8 protein-coding genes and 1 pseudogene are annotated in these 15,570 nt (G+C 30.3%); 3 read left to right on the top strand and 6 right to left on the bottom strand.

Features of this window, described 5'->3' with window-relative positions:
• Positions 1-32: 32 nt before the first annotated feature.
• Genes PFY10_19385 through PFY10_19395 form a run of 3 tightly spaced genes read right to left on the bottom strand, consistent with a single transcriptional unit; the run spans position 33 to position 4,288 of the window.
• Entirely contained in the window at positions 33-2,333 is a 2,301-nt protein-coding gene (locus PFY10_19385; protein ID WBV56354.1) for an AAA family ATPase, read from the bottom strand.
• Entirely contained in the window at positions 2,314-3,003 is a 690-nt protein-coding gene (locus PFY10_19390) for a hypothetical protein (protein ID WBV56355.1), read from the bottom strand. The genes PFY10_19385 and PFY10_19390 overlap by 20 nt, the downstream gene beginning before the upstream one ends.
• The gene (locus tag PFY10_19395; protein ID WBV56356.1) at positions 2,996-4,288 is read right to left on the bottom strand and encodes a hypothetical protein; all 1,293 of its coding nucleotides are present in this window, start codon (positions 4,286-4,288) and stop codon (positions 2,996-2,998) included. Before PFY10_19395 ends, PFY10_19390 begins: the two co-directional genes overlap by 8 nt.
• Before the next feature lie 1,136 nt (positions 4,289-5,424).
• On the opposite strand from PFY10_19395, the gene PFY10_19400 reads away from it, so the two are divergent.
• Entirely contained in the window at positions 5,425-6,783 is a 1,359-nt protein-coding gene (locus tag PFY10_19400) for a formylglycine-generating enzyme family protein (protein WBV56357.1), read from the top strand.
• 1,944 nt (positions 6,784-8,727) lie between these two features.
• Here the strand turns inward: PFY10_19400 and PFY10_19405 are convergent.
• The 3 genes and pseudogenes from PFY10_19405 to PFY10_19415 form a co-directional block, all read right to left on the bottom strand.
• Complete coding sequence (locus PFY10_19405; GenBank protein ID WBV56358.1) at positions 8,728-9,063, bottom strand: hypothetical protein; 336 nt, start codon at positions 9,061-9,063, stop codon at positions 8,728-8,730.
• A gap of 678 nt (positions 9,064-9,741) precedes the next feature.
• A complete protein-coding gene (locus PFY10_19410; GenBank protein WBV56359.1) occupies positions 9,742-12,393 on the bottom strand; it encodes a T9SS-dependent M36 family metallopeptidase in 2,652 nt (883 codons plus the stop codon).
• Between the two features lie 421 nt (positions 12,394-12,814).
• Positions 12,815-13,158 (bottom strand): annotated as a pseudogene (locus PFY10_19415) (PDDEXK nuclease domain-containing protein).
• 1,366 nt (positions 13,159-14,524) lie between these two features.
• Here PFY10_19415 and PFY10_19420 point away from each other — a divergent pair.
• On the top strand, positions 14,525-14,956 hold the full coding sequence (locus PFY10_19420) for a transposase (GenBank protein WBV56360.1): 432 nt from the start codon (positions 14,525-14,527) through the stop codon (positions 14,954-14,956).
• Positions 14,957-14,999: 43 nt separating this feature from the next.
• Positions 15,000-15,335, top strand: a complete 336-nt coding sequence (locus PFY10_19425) for a helix-turn-helix domain-containing protein (protein WBV56361.1) — start codon at positions 15,000-15,002, stop codon at positions 15,333-15,335.
• The last annotated feature ends 235 nt before the right edge of the window (positions 15,336-15,570 follow it).

Genomic DNA, 15,570 nt, shown 5'->3' on the forward strand with positions numbered 1-15,570 from the left:
TGAAGATATATTAAGATCTTTTATTGTAGCAATTATCCTGTTGCTAGTTCCTTTAAATTAATACGTTGTTCTGATAGATTGTAATTTTTGAATTTATACCTCATAAATGCTGACATCATGTCTTCGTGAGTAGACATAATAACTTGATTATCATAGAATTCATTTCTTAGTAAATCAATAAACCCATAAAGATTTAATTCATCCATGGTTTGAACAGGATCGTCTATCAAAATTAATTTATTTTGAGAATACTTTTTGTGAAGTGCTAGAGTGAAAGAAATAATTAATGCTGACAATTGTCCAGAGCTCATAGTAAAGACAGCATCATAGGTCTTTTTTGATCCAGTTTGGAAACGTATCCCTTCTTTTTCGGAAAAGATAAATAGACCTATTCCACCTTGAAAAGATTGCATAATCCTGCCTGAATAGATATGGAATACTGTTTCTATGTCTTTTATTATTTTTTTCTGATAAGATTTTAAGGATGAGTTATATGTTCCTTTTAATTTATTCAATTTTTGAGAAACTTCTCTTGCTGTGTCTCTCTTTTTTGTCACTTCTAATAATTGTGCCGACTTACTCTGTAAAATTTGATTTTGACTTAATGATAATTTGTGAGATAAGTATTTTTTCTTCACTTCAATTTGTTCAACAGTCACAGAATCAAATTGACTATCTTCATTGTTGAAATATTCTCGAAAATATTCTAAAAAATACGTTTCTACTAATTCTGCATTACTTGTGTCTTTTAGAATGGAGATTTCGCTTTTGAATAGTTCTAATTTGTCAGATACATCTAGTATCTGTTCGCTACTTAGATATTTTGAATAATCAATTTCAAGAATAGTAAGAACTTTTATCAAATCCTTAAAATAATTGTCTTCCAAATTAAGTAACTGTGTAGCAAATTTTTCATTATAATTAATAGAAATAATATGAGTATTTATCAGTTCTATTATTTGTTTAATTGTTTCATATTTAAATTTTGTGAATGTTTCCTGAAGACGATTGCTTTTATCAGAGTTGATCTCCTTTATTTGTTCAGATTTATTTTCGATTTGAAGAAGGAATGCTTCAATGTTTTTCCAGTCATATCCACATAAAATACATTCGCCACTAGAAACTCCAGCTTCTCTTAGTTCTGTAAGTTCCTCAATTAAGTCATTTCTAGATTTAAAAATGTCTGAATAAATTTTATCTAGTCCAGAGAGTTCTTTATGACTAGATATTAGTGCCTGCTGAGTTGAAGAAAAAGTAGTTTTTAAATCACTTGGAATGAAATCATACAAATTCAAGTCTATTGATTCTTCCACTGCATTATGATTAAGAGATTCCAGTTTCTGAATGGTGTTTTGCATACCTGTCACTTTAGCTTTTATCTCTCTAATCTCATCTTTTTCAGATAAAAAATTATGAAATTTGAAAAAGCTATTTACAAGATTTTCATTTACCAAAAGATAGTCAACAGCTCTATTTTTTCGATACTGATTGAATAGGATTTTTCGTTCGATAAATACCTTTAAACGGTCAAGAACTCCGTCAGTGCCTATAATCTCTGAATAGTCGAATGTTGATGAATCGATTTCCTCCTGATCCCAAAATAAATCTTTTTTGTCTAATAATTTAACAAAAGAAATAGGAGTTTCATCTGCAATGATATTGACTTTTATTTGATTCACTTCCTGCTCAAGGATTCCAAATCTTTCATTTTCATGTGCGAAAATTGCGTCAAATCTCCTTTTTAGGTTATCAATTCGTTTGATTTTTTGTTCAAATTCATTTAAATCAAATAAGTGACCAATATGGCTCTTTCTTTTTTTATCATCATGTTTAAGCAAGAATAAAGATTCTTCTTGTTCTACATAGTTTAAAAACTGGAAATTAGATTTGTAATTTTTGCCTAATAGATTTGTTAAAAATAAGTTTTCATCATCTACAGAAGTCCTATTCTCAGATAAAAAATCATCTTTTGTAAACAACTTATAAACAGAAAAATCTATGTAGGGCTCTATATTTGCTACATCTGCAAACCGCTCCAATATGTAGGTTTGGTCATTTTTAATTAGCTCAATTGTGATCAAAATGTCTTTGCCTATCCCATTTGAATGTTGAAATGGATTTTCAGAAAAAACTTGTCTTCCGTCAATCAGTTTGGACTTAAGGTCTTCATATCTTCTTATTCTTCCAGTAAAAACTACTTCTATTGCATCATAAATAGTTGTTTTTCCGAAACCGTTTGGTCCATCAAACACAATAATATCAGAAGAATTAAAATTTATTGTTGTATTTTCGAATACCTTAAAATTCTGGATGCTAATTTTGCTGATCTTCATTTGGTAATATTGCTTTTAATTTTTCAAGAATAATTTCATTGGTCATTGCACTAAAATCTTCATCATTGAGCATAAAAAAATCTTGCTCTAAAATTTCATTAAGTGGATTGTTTCCAATAGATCTTTTATTTATTTCTTCAAGGGATTTAAGATTATTTGTTTGAGTGATTCCTATTTTAATAAAAGGTATTTTAATAGCTATTCGATAAATCAATGACTCAAACGAGTTAGCATCAAAATTCTTTTTGTGCTGTTCAAATATTTCGTCTTTCAAAATAAGTGCTTCAATGGCAGTAAGTGCATTTGAATCACCGATGGCAAAATTTAGATTTTTTAACTCTTCATCAGTGTAGTACAAGATATTTTTCTTGAAGTGGTATGGATTCTCTTCAATTTGTAGCAGGTTGTCAAATTTAACATCTTCTAATTTTGGAACCCTATTCAATATTAACAGGTTAGCATTTTTGTCAAAAGCCGATTCTTGTACGAGTTCTTTCGTTTTTACAAATAGCTCTATTTGGTCGTTTAATACATTATTGATGTTATCGCCATCGTACTGGACAATAACCCAATAGTTTTTTCGCTCTTTCAAAACATAGGTTTTGAAATTTGTATTAGGTTTTTCTTCGAGCTCTGCAGCTTGAAATATGCTATTTATTAGATCAATCATTTAATTTGTTTTTTGCTGTTTCTAAATCAATTAAGCTGACTTTTTTCCATTGAGTGATTTTTATTTCACTTTCAGCTTCGCCAGTATCAACATGGTTGACATGACTGATGTTGTTTGCATAAGCTTCTATGTTGTCAACGTTGCATTCTGAAGTGATTAAGTAATCAGAATTAAAAGGAACGTCTACCATTTTGTTTAGAGCAGTTTTAATTATCCGCTCACTTACTTTTTTCTTACTTGATTCGGAATTGGAATAGTTTATTGAAGTTGGGAAATATTGTTTGCTTTCAGAACAAAACCAACCAATTCCATCAACTCCATTTGACTCTTTAATGGTCAATAGTATTTGATAGAAAGAATCTTTCATTTCATCTTCATTGAGGCTTAAGTCCGTATATTGCTGTAAGTTCTCATAGGAAACACTCTTATGAGGTCTTATATTTTGTAGAAATTCTTTGAAGGCGATAGTGTCGTAAGAATTGAAAAGTATCGAATATTTATCCATCTTGGTTTTTAATTCGGGACTTAATTGATCATCTTCACAATCTAAGCAGAACTCCTGATAATACCGATTAAGATTATTTCTAATCTTGCCTTCAAAATAAACTTCATCTTGAACAAGTGAAGCTATATCGGTTCTTATAGCATCTAAAAAATTTTGTAGAGGAATAGGATTGTCATACGCAGCATTTCTTATGGCGGTTCCACCATGATTTAGTGCGTGAATGTATATTACCTTATCAGATATTGTTTTTTCTAATATTTCGCTTAATAATTGAACTGTATCTGGATTATTATGGCCCACAATATTATACTTTTGAAGTGCTAAGACTATTTGCTCTTTAATTTTTATATCAATATCATTTAAAGAACATGATTCGGCATTATTTTCATATTCATAAATTTTCATGTTAGGATGCAAAACTTCGATTTGTACTTTAGCTTTTTCATTTTGAGTTGCAAGATGAAAAAAAGCTTCAACAGTTTGTAATCCGATAGCTGTCCATTTATTTTCTAATTGTGTAAAATCATCCCTATAAGTTGTATACGCGTTGCTTTTAACAGCCTTAACTTGATGCATAGAAATAGGGGCATGTCCTCCATTAGCAATCAACTTTAGTATGGTAAAATCTTCTATGGAATCTATTTGGAGTACCAACTCATTTATTTCATTTTCTGTTTTGGTATTAAGTTGCTTTAATACATGATAGAGTGCGACTCTACCTTGATAAATGAATCCGCTCCATGTTGGTATTGCGGTATGTGGTAAAGGTTGATTAGGCATTATTAGTTTTTGGTTTCTATAGTTGTTAGATTTTAGGATGATCTAAGAAAATTTAAACTCTTGGCAGTGAAAGTAAATTTCATGTTTTTTAGAATATACTTCTTAGTCAACAAATAAAGTTTGTTGATAATGATAGAAATTATTTAATCTCAGAGTTGAATGTTTTATACAATTGAAATTTCATTTTATTAGTTTTAAACAAGTTAATAAATAAGTCAACAGCGTAAAAATTTTTTCTAGCAATAATATTTATTTTTTTTTCAAGTTAAACTACGGGAAACCGTAATGGATTTATATTTATTTTTTGTTAGGATACTTATGTTGTGATATGGCATTTTCCTTCGAACACTCAAAAGAAGAGGGATATTCGGATAGGCTTAGAGAAATTTCTTTTCATTGTTACCTTTAATGTTTTTGTTTCTAACTTTAATCTGATCAATAATGAATTAAAATGAAAAAAGCCTATTTATACGTCCGTGTAAGTACATACGAAAAAAAAAGGAAAGGTTACTTCTTACCAGAGCAAGAGGATAGATTTCTAAAGTATTGTAAATACAACAATACCGAAGTCAAAGGAATTTACAAGGAAGATTATTCTGGCTAAAAATGGGGTTCAGGTAAATGATATGGAAGCTAAAATTATATTGGAATTGCTATATTTAGTATCAAAAAATTACAATTGGTACTTTTTATCGCATGACAGGCGTATCTTCGATCGTTTTGAATTAAAAGCGCATACACTATTGAGATTCTTTAAATGTAGATAATCTTAAGATTTCTTAATTTTTTTTTAGCTACAACGATTTAATTTTGTTTACAAATTTGATAAAATAGTGAAATTGAAAAGATCATTAAATAAAGCTACCATTATTACTTTGCAGCTAGCGAGCAGGAACTACTTACAGATATCAATTAGAAAAGCTGCCGGCTATAACAAATGAAATTTAATTCTCTGGAAGTAATTCATATATATGATACATAATGTGAGTGATGAAAACAATGGAACTTGGTTTATTTAAAGATATGATTTAAATAATTTTAAAAATATATGTTTGCATTTTTTTCTTTTACCTCAACCATATGTCAATAAATAAATGTTAAACCTTTAAATGAAATAATTCTTTAAAATGTTATATATGACTAAAAAAGTAATATTTTTTACAATAACACTTATTGTATATTCTTGTTCTCAAAGTGAGGATCAAAATAAATGTAGTAATAGAAATCCTGAATTTGAATCAGTAATCAAAGAATTAAGAAAAACTTTTAATGATGCATCCGATTTAAAAAAATGGCCTAAAAATTATTGTGATGCAATTTATAAAGAAATTTACAATAAGGCCAATAAAGCACTTTCTTTATTAAAAAAAGATGAATGTAATGCTGACTATATTGAAAATTTAACCCAGCTTAGTAATCAAGCGAAAGCAATGTTGGTTCAGTGCCCAAATTTTGAAAATAATAGTTTTCCACAATTATCAAATAAATATCTTAGAGCAGATATGTCTTTGTGGGGTGCTCAATTAGATATGCTTCAGTCATATTCTTATGGTTCAAATAAGATTATCCAGCTACTGCCTGTAAAGGATACAAAAGTATTTCAGCCTTTTGATGTAATTAAAGATTGTAGCAGGTTTTATTGTACAGAGATGGTAGTATTGCCGACAGGAAGTTTTTTAATTGGAGGTAGCCAGGAAGAACATCAGGCACTTAATGTAGATCCTTATCGTGTTGCTTGGGAAAGTCCTAGACATCAAGTGAAAATTGGCAAGTCTTTCGCAATATCAAAAACTGAAGTGACTGTAGATCAATATGCTGAATTTGTACGAGATACTAATCGTAAAGAAGCTAAAGGAGCGCTAGGATTTACTGGCCAACCTCAGATTAATGATCCTGAATTTCCTATGTACAGAGAAAATTTATCTTGGCGAAATCCTGGTTTTCCGCAAAAGGGAGATTTTCCCGTTACTTGCGTAACACGTAAGGATGCTGAAGATTATGCAGCTTGGCTTTCATCAAAAACTGGAGCTAGATACAGATTACCAACTGAAGCAGAATGGGAGTATGCAGCAAAAGCAGGAACCAATAGTGCTTTCTTTTGGGGGGATAATTTAACTGATGCCTGTAGTTATGCAGCAGTTTATGATGAATCAACCGATGCAGTAACAGGTTATCAATTTATTAAAGTAAATTGTAATGATGGAGCTCCTTATACTACAAGCGTAGGTAGTTATAAACCCAATAATTGGGGATTATATGATGTTACAGGGAACGCAAGAGAATTTGTTGCTGATGCTTGGGAAGATTCCTATAATACAGGTCCATATAATGAACTGCCTCGTACATCGGGAATCTCTCAATTCCCCGTATTGCGGGGTGGAGCATGGGCATATATGCCTCAAAATATTCGTACATCTTACAGATCAGCGTATTATTCATGGCTTATCCGGTCCAATATGTGGGGATTTAGGTTAGTTAGAGAAATTAACAAATGACGATTTATATTATAAATTATATTGAAATAGCAGACAATTCTTAGCATAGACTGAAGCCAAATATTGATAAGGATTTATTATATAATTAGTTGTTTAATAGTTTTTTAAAGAACATTAAAAAGCATACATCAGTACTAGTAACTTTTAATCGTTCTGAATCATGGTTTATAATACTGCTCGGTTGAGTATTAACAGATCATAAGACAATATCAAGAGATGTAACACATTTTCTAACAAAACTACAGCAAATCTGAATTGATATAAGCAAAATTGGATACTATTTTATTTCGTCTCGGATTTCGTACACGCTGATATTATACATGAAAGATATTGTGCTAAATATGCATAATACTTAATTTGCTTATCAAATATACGAATCAAAAAATGAATCGATATTTTCTTAGCTTTCTACTTTATTTGGCTCCAAAAGGTTTTCTTAGAAGTTTTTAGGTAGAAAGTAAAAATATTAGTGCAGCTATATGATGTAACTATAATAAATACTGTTTTTGAATACAAAACTGTATTTAAGTCACATGAGATATTTATGTGATATTTGTGAATATATGAATGCTAATGAATTTAAGTAAATTTGAAATGACTTTACAGGTTAAAGTAAAGAGTATTCTTTGAAAGGTTAATAGCTATTAGAATGCATAAGGAAATAGTGATAAATATTTATCTTGTTATTAAAACTTTGGTAAATAAGATGATTATTGCTTTAACACCAAAGAAGATAGTTGGTATTTGACCCAAAAATGATCAGTGTGTTATAATCGCTGTTATATTTACTTCGCCTTATTATAGAATCAAGAATAATAATTTGTATAATAATAAATTGTTATGAGTAAGATGGTGATATCATCTAAAAAATTAAACAGTTTTTTTGAGTTTTCATTAAATTGAGTTTTTTTCATTCTAGTGTTTAAGTACCTCTTTATGGGGTACTTTTTTATTGTAATCTCTTTTAAGATATAATTAAATATTGGGTTTCTTTAGTTGTGTTTTAAGAGGCAAAGAAAAATATTTTACTATGCTTGTAATGAACGATATGTAGCTCATATAATTGGATTTATTTTGCTTGATATGATATTTATGTGTGATACAAAAGTTGTTTTTCATTCTAGTTTTATATTCAATAATAGATGATTTTTTAGAGTAGTGTTATGTTTTGAGTTTAAGTGGGCAATAATGAAATTATTGTAATCTATAATGTAAGATTTATTTTAATTAATAATAGCTGATTGTTTAAAAAAATTATGAATATGTATTTAGTTGTTTCTGTTACATCTTTTAGTGATTTTTTAATCTTACTACTATTGACTAATACTTTAAATGTAGTTTCAATTTTTTAAAGAGTTATAATGAAAACTAAAATTTAAAAAATTGTTTTTAAAGGGTTTCCTTTTATTAATTAATTTTTTAGCAATTTGTGTGTGTATTTGTATTATATTTTTAGGGGATTGTTATGAAAATTAGATAACTAGACTGCTTAATCTCTTAGTTTATTACTAAGTTATCAACTGATACTTAAAAAGAACCAATAACCGTATTCAATAATACCAAAAGCTCATTTGTAAAAGACCTAACAGATACATTTTATAATTATTGTGGTATTGGTGAACAAAACGTTTTCTTCAAAATTACTAGCTCACAGTTTATTATTACTGAATCTTAAAATTATCATATAACTTAATGGTCAAGCCACACTTGTATTTTTCTTAGATTCCTTTGAATAAGGTGTGAAATCTATCCTGCATCCAAAGTAATTTGATCTCCTGGACAAATTATCGCTACTGAAGGGTAGAAGTAATAGCATATCCTGCAATGGTAATAGTTGCTGGGCCCAGACATTGATTTCCCAGTATGGAAACTTGAACATCATAAACTCCCGGCTAAATTGCTACATACTGATCACTAGTAGCCTTGGGTATAATGATTCCACCTTTATACCATTGGAAAGTCATACCAGGAGCTGTCATCTGCGCTTTTAAAATCTGTTTGTTGTGGATTGTTACATATATCAATTATTTTAGGTAAAATAGTTAGCAATATAGACCCCGATGTTAAAGGATCCGCCCTGCAGAAAAACTGCTGAATCCAGCCTACCATCTTTGTAATCTGACAAAACCAATTTAAATGATATGCAACACCTGGTGTTACATTGGCTATTGCCATTAAGGGAATGGTTCTTCCGTTGTAATTTGTTACAGTCGGAGAACTAGTATTATATCCTTCAAAATATCTTGGATTGATCACTCCGCAAAGTAATGGGGGTATCATCATTCCGGGTTGCTGGTCTTAATTTACTTACACTTACCGGGCCTACACCCAGGAAGAATTGCAACATTAACATAGGGTCCTCCGGCAACCGGTTTTATCAACAAAGCAAATGTATCTGTAAAATCACATGGATAGCTAAGTGCGTATTTCTTCAGAAGCCAATAAATAATTGAACTTAACCCACTTAGAGAGTCGTAAAAAGTCAAATTGTCAATCACAAAAGAAGATGCGAAACTACAGTACTAGATGCAAAAAATACAAAAGTATTTGCTAAATTTTAGTTATATAAATTAAAACTCTAACTGGCTTACCGTTTTCGAATATTAATATTTAGAATAAAATAATTTGAAGGAATCTACAGATTAGTATTGTTACCAACTGATACAGAACCGGAATTAGACGAACTTATAAACCCTATTTATTGTAAATCAACATAATATTTTACATGCCTCAAATTGATTCTGATGCCTGGCACACGTATTTTTCTATAGAAAGTAATTAGAGATTAGATTATTCGTTATCGGGATTTACTTTATTCAAAAAAATAACTCCTATCCCTGAAATCACAGATAATGTGCTTGCCAGGATCAAACTTCTATAATGTAGTGGAGAAGGTTAAAAAAGAAAAGCCTTAGAATATAGATCCTAAGACTCCTCCGATCGAATTATTACATTGTATTATTTTGATACAATAATTTTCTGACTGAAATTAATTGCTTTATTTGTAATCTTAACCATATAGGACCCATTGATTAATTTGGAAACATTAACCTTCTGTTGCTGGTTAAGGTTAATATATTCTGTATTAACTAATTTTCCGGTAAGATCATAAATCGCTACCGTCGTAATTCCAGATAGGTCTGTGTTTGAAGGTACTTTTATGCTAAATTCATCTTTGACAGGATTTGGATAGATCGAGATTCCACTGTTGTTAGCAGTAATCGTTTCTTTTGTATCTAGCGTGTTACATTCAGTTGGAATGGTAAAATCTTCAACCTGATCATTAAGCTCAGCTGCAGGATTATTGAAACCCATATAGAGGCCATTCAATCCACCAGGACTTGCATTGACTCCCAATCCTCTTTTTGCAAACGTTTTCCAGATCATACATTTATCAACTCCTCCTGTTGTTGCCTGGTCAGCAGCCAATATAGCATCTCTTCCCTGTATAAAACTTGGGTTACATGGCTGTAGTTTAAGAGCGTCCATAACCAATTGTAATACTTTTGCACTTCCACTATTAGGATCAGCCAATACATTACTGTTATAACCATATTTCTCCACATACTTCCAATTTAGATCCCATAACATTGTAGCCCAAATGAAACCGATACTGTGAACATCTGGTCTTGTAACCGGATAGACACCGCCCAGTACATCATTAACCTTCATCCCGTTAGTCTTGGCATAAGTAAAATTATTAATGCTAAAATCAGGTGAATATTTTGCAGGTCGTATACCAGCTCCATTGATTTGCTCTCCTTTCGTAAAAGTACCCATTCCTCTTGGTATAGAGGCATTATCTCCAGGCCTGTTGGTTACCATTAAAGCAAAAAAATCAGACCACCCTTCTCCCATCTGCTCATTATCATCGATCCATGATAAACAGCTGCTTCCAGTACCAGTCAATCGATTAGAGATACCATGTCCATATTCATGAGCAACTACACCATTATCAAGACTTCCGTCTTTATAAATATAATTCTGCTTATCATATTTCAGCGTTGCATTTACTGTAGTCCCAGCTGTTAATTGATTAACCAAAAATTCGCCTTCTGATTTTCCAATCATAATAGTAGGTATTGTAATTGAAGCATCAGATCCTCCTAAACCGACTGGTGTATCACTGTTTGGATGGTATTGAATAACACCAATAGCTCCGGCTGTCTGAAGATTTTTTGTTTTAAGTGCAAACGCACAACCTCCTGCAGTAGTTACGGCAATTTTCCCAGCCAGGGTTCCTGCCGAAATAGCATTACACGCATTTGCTGGAATTGGCAAAGCCAGATCACCCGTTACCGGAGGATTCCCCTCAAGTGCTGGTCCAAAAGCAGCGGTAGTACTTTTCGGTATTCTTGTTGTGTAGTTTCCCGGTGCATTATAAAAAAGATTCTGCATGTCTTTTGGTTCAAAAAGATACATCTGCATTCTACCACTTGTTCCTTCTACTGCCGGGTTAAAATTTGCATTATTATAAGCTCCTCCATCTCTAGCTTCAGCAAAAACCGGATCATTTCCAGTACCTCCATTAGTAAAATTATTCATCTGAAAATTTCGGGCAGATTCTGTAAAGCCAAACTTATAAAACACATCATGCATTTTATTGGTTGTATAAAACAGATTGGTTACTGCTGCAGAGGTATAATTTTGTGGAGGCAAAGTAATATCCATCGGGAAATCAAATACTCTTGATGCACCTCCATCCGGAGAAAACTGAGGAGTGTTTGTATTATTCTCGTCCGTATATGTATAGGTGTTATTTCCTCTTGTTATGGTGTAATGATTCGTTCCATCAGAATGCCATCCCTCTGGAGAGGCTGTTAGATCCCAGGGATTAGACACCAGAGTTCTGTTTCCAAATGTAGGTCCTTCAACAGGAAATGCAAGCACCTTATAAGAGGCATCATCTGGCACAAAAATAAAATTAGCAGCTGTCTTTTTCAGATTTGCCGGAAGCGAATAAGATTGCGCTGTTTCATTTGTTTGAGATATCTCTAAAGGTAAATGCTCATAAGCATCAGAATGAAAATCACACGAAACAGTTGTATTTTCCTTATACAAAATAGAACCATCTTCAGTACTTATAATCACATTCCACACATTACTTGTTCCTTTTTCTTCAATAAAGAACTGGTATCCTAATTGTAAAATACCTGCTTTTAAGTAGTAAACGGTTGTTGCTTTAATAGGATTTTGTAATGCCTTACTATCCTTAGAAGCGTTCTTATTAACTTTTTTTACTACCTCATCGATCATGAGATCTTTATTGGCATTTTCTTTACCCTTAATACTGGTAGGATAATCTTTGATGAAGGTGTCTGCAAAGCTTAAAACTTCATTTCCACGAACTAAAACATTTGCTGAACTACCGAAAACAGGAATTCCATTAAGAGTCTGTTGTATCCCTACCACATCACCTTTCAAACTTTTAGATGGATCAACATTGATAATCTGAAAAGCTTTCAGTTCCGAGCTCACTTTCTGTAAAGGTCCTTTTGCAGAATTCATATACCCTCCTATAATCCGCTCATATTCTTGGGCAGAAAGAGAACCAAAACAGGCGAGAGAGGATAAAAATAAAAATTTAATAGTAAATTTAATTCTAATCATAATACATCTTTTTTAGTATGCTTGCAATTTATGTATTTTTTTACGAATTAAACATTGAAATGATTAAAAAAATAAATAATTGATAATTTAAATGTTAGTCAAAAAACACTATGAAATTTTAATTTAAAATTATGATTTTATAGTATTTTATTATATAAAGTTTATTATCTGTAAAATAAATCAGATTGCACTTTTTTAAAAAAAGACACCAAAGTCTCCATTTAAGGAATTATACATCATCCTAAAGCCTTCAATTGGACTCCATTGTTCATCCAAAAAGTTATTATCTAAGGAATAGTTCTTGAGAACTTCTTTTTAAGTATTTATTCTCTAGTATATTTAGAGATTTCACAAAGCTAAAAATTATAATGTATAATACAATCTAATATTTCATAATACATGATAATATTATTTTCCGGAATTAATCTCCAAATAATTCATGTAATTTTTGAAGTATTTTTTTATCTGGAAGTTGAGTTTTATATTCTGAAACCATCGTTGGTGAAAGGCTTCTACTTAAAGCATATTCAACAACCTCATTATTTTTATCTTTACACAACAAAATTCCTATATTTGGATTCTCATGTCCTTTTTTCACATCTCGATCAAATGCTTAACATAAAAATTAAGCTGCCCTAAATGTTTCGGTTTAAATTTATCTGCTTTAAGTTCAAAAGCTACTAAGCACTGTAGTCCTCGATGATGCAAAAGCAGATCGATATAAAAGTCCGAAGAACTGACTTGTACCTTATACTCTTCTCCCACAAAAAGAAAATCCTTGCCTATTTAAAGAATAAAATCTTTCATTTGATTTATCAGACCTTTTTTCAAAACATTCTCAGGGTGGTATTAGATTGATTATATATGAAAAAGTGAAAACAGTTTAAAAGTATGGGAGATCTCCTGTATATTATGGGGATAATTTTGTACATATCTTACATTTTCCAATTTTAGAATAGACCGAGTTGCTATTGGATAATATTTCTTTAATGTATTGCAAAATTTACTTTCCCAAATAAGAATTTAAGAAAATAAATATTCAAAATTTTCCCATAAATCTTAATGAGATATCGAACTTTTAATAAATAATGGTTTAAAGCCTAGTAGCGCTTTTGAGACAGTTTAATCGTAATTAGCTCAAAATTCTTGTTGAAAATCGAGCTAAAAATAATCAATATTTAACTATTTGATAATAGATTTTTATATGCATAAAAAAAGAGACAACCACTTGATAGTTGTCTCATTACTTACTATAACCGAAGAGATATCGAAACATTTGGTGTAAGATTGGGAAAGAATTTTAGAAATTAATAATCCTGCCATGTGACCATGAAGAGGGTATTTTCAAACATTTTTATCGATGATTTAATTCGCTTGATCCACATTAAGTAAGAGTTATTTTTCTTGTAGATTAAATTGTTTTCAACCTATTTTTATATATTTAAAATTGGAATGATTTGTCTATCGTTTACTTTGACTAGCTTTTATTATTGGAAGCAGATATTTACTAAGATGTGATAAGAAAAATTCCACCTTCTGAATTTATTATGCAATTAAGAAATCATGATCAATCACACCAATCGTAAAATATTTATTAACAACCTTTTATTTGATATTAAAAATGCATTACAATGATCAGTATAGCTGTTAGTATTCGCGAATAATGACAGTCCTTTCCTTTCTAAAACATAAAATTTGGATTAAATTTGTGTCAATAAGTTTAAAATGTAATCCATATTTTGTGATTTAGATTATGATTAACATTTAATACTTTTTCCATAGTTACTTTTTTTGTAAATCATTTTTAAGTTTACATCAGACATCCATTATGTAATGCTAATGGCTGTCTTAAAAAACTCCTCTCAGTAATTAATATGGCTTTTCATATTAAATGAAGTGTTGAAAAGTTTAAATATATTTTGTGGTTTTTTATATCAATGTTTGGTGATGTAATGTGTAGGAGATATCCTAATCTGAGACCTCTTAAAAGAGGTCTCATTCTTTACGAAATTTATAATAAGATAAAGTGTAAACTCAATAAGTATTGTAAATGAAATTTTCATTAGAAGTATATTTTCTCCCAATAAGCTGTAATAATTAAAATGAACATAAATTATTAAATATATAACTAATGCGAATAGATTTAAAAAATATCAAAGTGGGTTACTTAATTTCTGAAAGAATAAAAGAGTGCGATATTGATATTACACGTATTTGTGATTTTTTTAGTTGTGAGGAACCTGAAATCGAAAAAATGTGCCAAATGGATAGCTTAGAAAGCGATACCCTTCTTAAATGGTGTAAATTACTAAAATATGACTTTTTTAGACTGTATACACAACATCTCATTCTGTATTCTCCACCTGCCTCCAGAGATAAACACATTAATACTAAATCCGACATATTACCGACATTTAGAAAAAACGTCTATACCAAGGAGCTAATATCATTTGTTATGGAACAATTAAACAATGGAGTGATGGATACAGAGCAAATTATTGAAGAATATAGGATTCCTAAAACTACCTTGTTTAAGTGGTTAAGTAAATATAAAAATTTTTGAGTAAGCTTCATCCATTCATTATATTATTAAGAAAACATTGAATATGGAAAAACAACAATCGCCAAATTATATCAGAATTTATAGGGATATTATACAAACTAAATATCCTGAGAAAGAGGAGAAGTGCTCTTTTTTCTTGAAAAAAGCTAAATTAACATCAAGGGAAGTTCTTCAGCTAAATAAAATTATATTTGAAAAGGAAAGCTTCTCAGAAATTAAATTAAGTAATAGTAGATTTAGGTCTTATGATCAAGAAACAATTTGGTATATTTTGGATCATCAAAAAAAATATAGACTTAACAACTATCAGTTAGCTGAACATTTTAAAGTAAGTAGAAACACCATCACCAGTTGGAAGAAAAAATTTTTTGTTAAATAGTATTCATTGATACTATTATAATTTATTATTTACCTTCTTCAAAGATTAATTTTTCTAAACTTTTATACTTAATTGATTTTATTATCATATTCTCATCCAGAAGTTGTTTGATTGTACATGTTTATCAACTATGGAAGCGTTTAAATTATAGTTCAATAGAATTGATGCTTAAAAAATGATCCGAGCTGATATCCATCAGTCCGGATTCATTCTAAACAAGTACTTTATCAATTTA

Origin of the sequence: Chryseobacterium daecheongense (genome assembly GCA_027920525.1) — a bacterium.
Taxonomy (GTDB): domain Bacteria; phylum Bacteroidota; class Bacteroidia; order Flavobacteriales; family Weeksellaceae; genus Chryseobacterium; species Chryseobacterium proteolyticum.